This window comes from Sedimentibacter sp., assembly GCF_033447055.1.
GTDB lineage: Bacteria > Bacillota > Clostridia > Tissierellales > Sedimentibacteraceae > Sedimentibacter.
Map to the genome: position 1 here is coordinate 1 of NZ_JAWQJF010000127.1, position 5,223 is coordinate 5,223.

Here is a 5,223-nt window from a genome sequence, read left to right on the forward strand (position 1 = left end):
CTTCAAAAACTAATGTTAAAAAATTTTTATCAAGCAAGGGATATTCAATTGAAATTGAAACCCATGATGATGTATCCGTAGTAAAAGGTCAAAAATGACTTATATAATAGTATTTTTTACTCATTCTGGTGCAATAAAATTCGAGAAAAAAATGCAAAAGCTTGACATTCCATGCTTATTGCAACCTGTACCAAGAAAATTAAGCTCCAGCTGCGGGATATGCGCTAAAATAACATTCAACGGAAATACAGATGATTTAGTTGAATCAGAAGTTGAAAGCATTTATAAAGATATTTCAAAAAACCAATATGAACTCATGTACATGAGTAGCAATTAAAAAAAGCAAGAATACCTTGCTTTTTTTAATTGCTTTTGTTGTTCAAATATCTTCTTTTATATTTAACAGAACTATACTTGCTTATTTTATTAATTACTTTGTAATTTGTTATACTCCCTAAAACACCTACCACCGGTATGCCTTAAGGTTCAATTAAATCTTCATTAAAAGTTTTACTGATTTTGCTTATTACAATTGCAAAATACAACTGAATAACAAACAAATATAATACCGAGACAAGATTATAAACTTCGTTTGAAATGTTTATCGATGAAGCTATTAACAAAAGCCCTATGAAATTAAGAATTGTATATACTTTTTGTGTATTTTCTAGATTATCAGCATATATTCTTTGTTCCTTATTCATGTATAACTCTATTGTTCCTGAAAAAATATTAAATACCATAATTAAACTTATTGAACTTCCAAAAACAAAAACTCCTGTTTCAATAATATTTTTATATTGGTATCCATCGTTAAAAATCATACTAAATATTATATACGCAAATATAGAATATAATAATAGGAAATTCGATGCTTTATTTGCTGTTTTAAAATTTATGTTTGCAAATTCATTTTGTATTAAATTTAATCCTGAACCTATTATTAAATACCCCAAAAAATTCGGTAAAATATTAATTGGTCCAAGGTTAATATTAAATATAGTTATCAAGAATCCCCAAAATATTTTTTTATATCCTTGTTTCATTATTTCACCCCTATGTACTTCAAAAATTCACTAATGCCTTTTTCCGTCAGAAAAAATTCAATAGGATAATAATCCAAATTTCGAATTACTTCATATCCTTTATTACCTTCAGAGTCTGAAATTAATAACCTTTTTTCTACATCGTATACATTATATTTTCGCATATCATCTAAATGATATAGAAATTTGTTATCAAAATTCAACGAATCTCCCATATTCACACTTATTGGATATTTTAATTCCTCAGTTTTTACCCCATTGAGTTTCAATTCCATAAAACCACTTGTTTCTTTATCTAATACAGACTCAATATTTTCAATAATAATATTTTTTTGTGATTCCATTACTGTTGAAGCAGTAAAATTATTAGATGATGAACTATAAGTTGAATCAATAAAATCATAGTAGTTCATGTTTTTATGAAGTACAATTTTACCGATATCAATTTCCTGTATATCGCCATTATTATATTTTATAACAGCTTTATTCAAAATAATGCTTTCTTCATTATTTTCCACATCATAATTTTTGTCATTATACCGGAATTCTATCATTAATTCATTATAATTATAATGAGCAAAATTTTCAGCCCTATAATACCCATTATCAAAATTATTGCTAAAATCATTAAATACAACTGAGGCGAAATCATCAGGCATCTGTGGGAAGCTTATTTCATTTATTTTCCTGTTATCATTAGAATTCGAAATGAAATGAATAATCATAAATGAACCGTCATGTATATCTCTTTCGTAATAATGTTTTAAAAACACTGTTTCATCTAAAGAAAATTGCATGTAAAAAATCACGTTTATAGCAAAAGATAACATAACAACTATTAAGCCATATTTTAATGAGTTATTTCTTGTATTATTCATTAGTCTACTCTCCTAATATTAATGCATTAATTTTACCATAAACTTAGTAATCGTGCATTCAAATGTCATAATTAACAGCTCTAAAAAATGAATTTCTTTAAACTTCTATTTTAAGAATTTAAATTACAAAAATTAATGTTTATAGCCCTTTCTTAATTATATCACAACCTTTTTATTATTTTTCCTTAAAGACATAGTTTAATTAGGTTTTATTTCTAAAAATCCATATAAAATTTATAGTTTATGCAAATCAGAAAATAGAGCTTTGTAACTTAAGTACATGATGGCTAAACTAATTAATATGGAACCAGAATATATGATGAAACATCTCTACAATAGTTGGAATGATCACAGACGAAGGCAAAGAAAAAAGTCCTATTCAAATGGAATAGGATAATAATAAAAGGATTTCGAATCTTTAACCGACTTTGAAAACCATTTTGCTTTATTCGTTGCTCATATTTAATTAGTTTTAGTTTTGTGTTACAAAACCAAAATGCATACACCTTAAATTAATTATCTGTACATTTGCATTGTAATCTTTCCTATTGAAGATTTGGATATGAGATATATTGTGCAAAGCTGAAGTGGAATTAAAAAGGCACATTGCAGTATTCTAGTAAAAAACAGCGGCCAGTAAGATGCACCATATAAAACTGATATCCATAATGTGTTTAAAAACAAACTCAGAATAAGCTCATTGATTACTACAGCACCGGCAATTCTTGCAAGGGATTGCTTTTCACGGAAGAAAATGCCGTATATTGCCCCTGTAAGAAATGCCGTAAGTGTAAATCCCGGGAAATAAGCTCCGATTGGAAATAAAACAGCTCCGATAAAATCGGCCACTGCTCCAACAATTCCTCCCTTTACAGGACCAAGAATCATTGCAGCTATTGCTATGGGGACAAAGCTGAAACCTGCTTTAATGTTCCATGCTGAGATGGATGCAAATCTTGACAGCACTATTTCAATCGCTATCAATGTCCCCATCATCGCTACAGAACTTGTGTCAAATTTAAGATCTCTGGATATTTTTTTGTACATAAGTCTCCTTCCATTGTTCCAACTACGAAAGAAGCAAGTTAAATAGCGGATGCGAAACTGTATCGCAAGCTTAAAAGCTTCTCGCCCGAAGGCAACTTCCCATCCTTCGGTACTTAACGCACTGGTTTCTACTCTAATTAATATTTAAATTATTTTACAACAAACATTTCACATGCTTTTACTGTTTGATCCAAAAGTATTGTTGTTGTTATGGTTCCAACTCCTCCTGCAGCAGGATTCAATGCCTTGACCTTCCCAAAAGTTCTGTCATAATCCACATCACCGCAAATCTTGCCGCTACCGTCCTCATTGATTCCCACATCTATAACAATTGAATCTTCTGTAAAGAAGTCCTCATTCATAAACTTTGCATTACCTATGGCAGTAATCACAATATCTGCATTTTTTGTCACACTTTTCATATCTTTAGTTTTTGAATGACATATGGTTACTGTTGCATTTTCATCTAAAAGAAGCATTGAAAGAGGTTTGCCTACAACAAGGCTTCTTCCTGCAACAACTATGTTTGCTCCATTCATAGGTATTTTGTAGTACCTAAGCATTTCAACAACTGCCTTTGGTGTACACGGTGCAAAACCCCTACTGTTTCCTTCAAAGGTCTTTTCCATATTAAGAGGAGACATGCAATCTACATCTTTATAAGGATTGATTATGTTGGATATTTTCTCCTGGTCCATATGTTTTGGCAGCGGTCTGAAAAGCATAATACCGTGAACTTCATCATTGACATTGGCTTCTTTAATTATACCTATGAGCTCTTCCATTGATGCATCTGCCGAAAGTTCCTTTACTGTTCCTTCAATGCCTAGCATGCTGCAATTTTTTAGTATGCTTTTTTCATAAAATACATCATCTTCTCTTGCTCCCACCCTGATAATCAGCATTTTGGGAACTATATCTTTAATACTCAATTTTGTAACTCTTTCTTTTATATTTTCCCTTAAAAAATCAACAACAGGCTTTCCTGTTAATTTCATTGTTTCTACAGACATCTTAACCTCCTGTGAAAAAAACTTACTGCATATGTTTATCCGTTTATTGTCTTAAGAACCATATTATAAACTTCGTCAGCTATTATTATTCCTTCACTTACTAATTTTACTGCTTCTGCTTTCTGCTTAGTTACATAATCTTCATCAATTATGGAATTTAAATTAATGAGAACATTCAAGTAAGCACTGTTAAGAGCCGCCTTTAAAAACTGCACTCCTACTCCTACATCGCTTATTATGTTATTAGATGATATGTACTGTATTCCTTTATGCAAAAGTATTGCTTCATAAGTGCATACCAGCGTTTCCATTGGTGCAGAACATGCTTCTTTCAAACATTTTTGAAGAACTTGTTCCTTTAGTTTTTTCTCTTCATCTGTATTTGAAGGCATTACATAAGCTCTTGACAAGGGCTCAAAATATTCCGCATCCTTATTTACTAAATCAACAAACTTTTCTCTCAAAGCTTCTCCCCTAGCAATCAATTCCTCATGTTGCTCCCTGCAGTCCATGAACTTTTTCTTTCCTATGGAATAATTTGCAACCATGGTATTTAATGCTACTCCAAGGGCTGCCGTCAGAGCAGCCGCACCACCGCCGCCTGGAATAGGTTTTTTTGAAGCAAGCTCTTGAGCAAATTCACGGCACGATAATTCTGTAAGCATAATTTCACCTCAATAGATTATAATTATTTGTGGTAAACTCTATAATACATCATTGGAACCAATACTCCTCCACCTATGAAATTTCCCAAGGCTACGGGAATAAAATTATCAATTATTACATTGGCAGCGGTTATAGAATGATCAAAAATTGCTGCCATGGGTAAATAAAACATGTTTGCAACAACGTGCTCATAGCCGCAAATAACAAAAAGCATTACAGGAAACCAGCATCCGAGAATTTTTCCTGTAGTGTCCTTGGCTGTTGTTGCAAACCAAACTCCAAGTGATACTAAAATATTGCATAATATTCCTCTTGACAAAGATTGCATGAATGTAAGTGATAACTTTGAATTTGCAATTTTTACTATTGTTTCAGAAAGTGCTGTATTGTTGTAAACTCCTCCAAAATACAAAAGCCCAACAACTATTAATGCACCTATCAAGTTGCCCAGGAATACCTGAAGCAAGCTTTTAGTGTACTCTCCAAGTTTAATTTTTTTCTGTAGGTATGCAAAAGTCATGAGGCAGTTTCCTGTATACAGTTCTCCTCCCACCAAGACTATGAGCATTAATC

The 5,223-nt window shown here is 31.5% G+C and carries 7 protein-coding genes and 1 riboswitch; of the genes, 1 reads left to right on the plus strand and 6 read right to left on the minus strand.

Annotation, left to right across the window (positions count from 1 at the left end):
- The first annotated feature begins 94 nt into the window (after window positions 1-94).
- A complete protein-coding gene (locus SA378_RS08650; RefSeq protein ID WP_318525587.1) occupies window positions 95-337 on the plus strand; it encodes a DUF3343 domain-containing protein in 243 nt (80 codons plus the stop codon).
- A gap of 142 nt (window positions 338-479) precedes the next feature.
- Here SA378_RS08650 and SA378_RS08655 read toward each other — a convergent pair whose 3' ends face one another.
- The 6 genes from SA378_RS08655 to SA378_RS08680 all read right to left on the minus strand — a co-directional run.
- Entirely contained in the window at window positions 480-1,046 is a 567-nt protein-coding gene (locus SA378_RS08655) for a hypothetical protein (protein ID WP_318525588.1), read from the minus strand.
- Complete coding sequence (locus SA378_RS08660; protein WP_318525589.1) at window positions 1,046-1,924, minus strand: hypothetical protein; 879 nt, start codon at window positions 1,922-1,924, stop codon at window positions 1,046-1,048. Before SA378_RS08660 ends, SA378_RS08655 begins: the two co-directional genes overlap by 1 nt.
- A 516-nt stretch (window positions 1,925-2,440) precedes the next feature.
- Entirely contained in the window at window positions 2,441-2,971 is a 531-nt protein-coding gene (locus SA378_RS08665; RefSeq protein WP_318525590.1) for a folate family ECF transporter S component, read from the minus strand.
- A 41-nt stretch (window positions 2,972-3,012) separates the two neighbouring features.
- Window positions 3,013-3,109, minus strand: a riboswitch (THF riboswitch).
- Window positions 3,110-3,120: 11 nt separating this feature from the next.
- Window positions 3,121-3,984, minus strand: coding sequence for a bifunctional 5,10-methylenetetrahydrofolate dehydrogenase/5,10-methenyltetrahydrofolate cyclohydrolase (locus SA378_RS08670; protein WP_318525591.1), 864 nt, complete (start codon window positions 3,982-3,984; stop codon window positions 3,121-3,123).
- 35 nt (window positions 3,985-4,019) lie between these two features.
- Window positions 4,020-4,649: a cyclodeaminase/cyclohydrolase family protein gene (locus tag SA378_RS08675; protein WP_318525592.1), complete on the minus strand. Its 630-nt coding sequence runs from the start codon at window positions 4,647-4,649 to the stop codon at window positions 4,020-4,022.
- Window positions 4,650-4,672: 23 nt separating this feature from the next.
- Window positions 4,673-5,223: formate/nitrite transporter family protein (locus SA378_RS08680; RefSeq protein ID WP_318525593.1), on the minus strand; the 551-nt coding region annotated here is incomplete at its 5' end.

What these genes read in the sequence shown, in the direction of transcription:
- SA378_RS08655 (WP_318525588.1), bottom strand. Translation starts at nt 1,046, where the DNA reads ATGAAACAAGGATATAAAAAAATATTTTGGGGATTCTTGATAACTATA.
- SA378_RS08675 (WP_318525592.1), bottom strand. Translation starts at nt 4,649, where the DNA reads ATGCTTACAGAATTATCGTGCCGTGAATTTGCTCAAGAGCTTGCTTCA.
- SA378_RS08665 (WP_318525590.1), bottom strand. Translation starts at nt 2,971, where the DNA reads ATGTACAAAAAAATATCCAGAGATCTTAAATTTGACACAAGTTCTGTA.
- SA378_RS08650 (WP_318525587.1), top strand. Translation starts at nt 95, where the DNA reads ATGACTTATATAATAGTATTTTTTACTCATTCTGGTGCAATAAAATTC.
- SA378_RS08670 (WP_318525591.1), bottom strand. Translation starts at nt 3,984, where the DNA reads ATGTCTGTAGAAACAATGAAATTAACAGGAAAGCCTGTTGTTGATTTT.
- SA378_RS08660 (WP_318525589.1), bottom strand. Translation starts at nt 1,924, where the DNA reads ATGAATAATACAAGAAATAACTCATTAAAATATGGCTTAATAGTTGTT.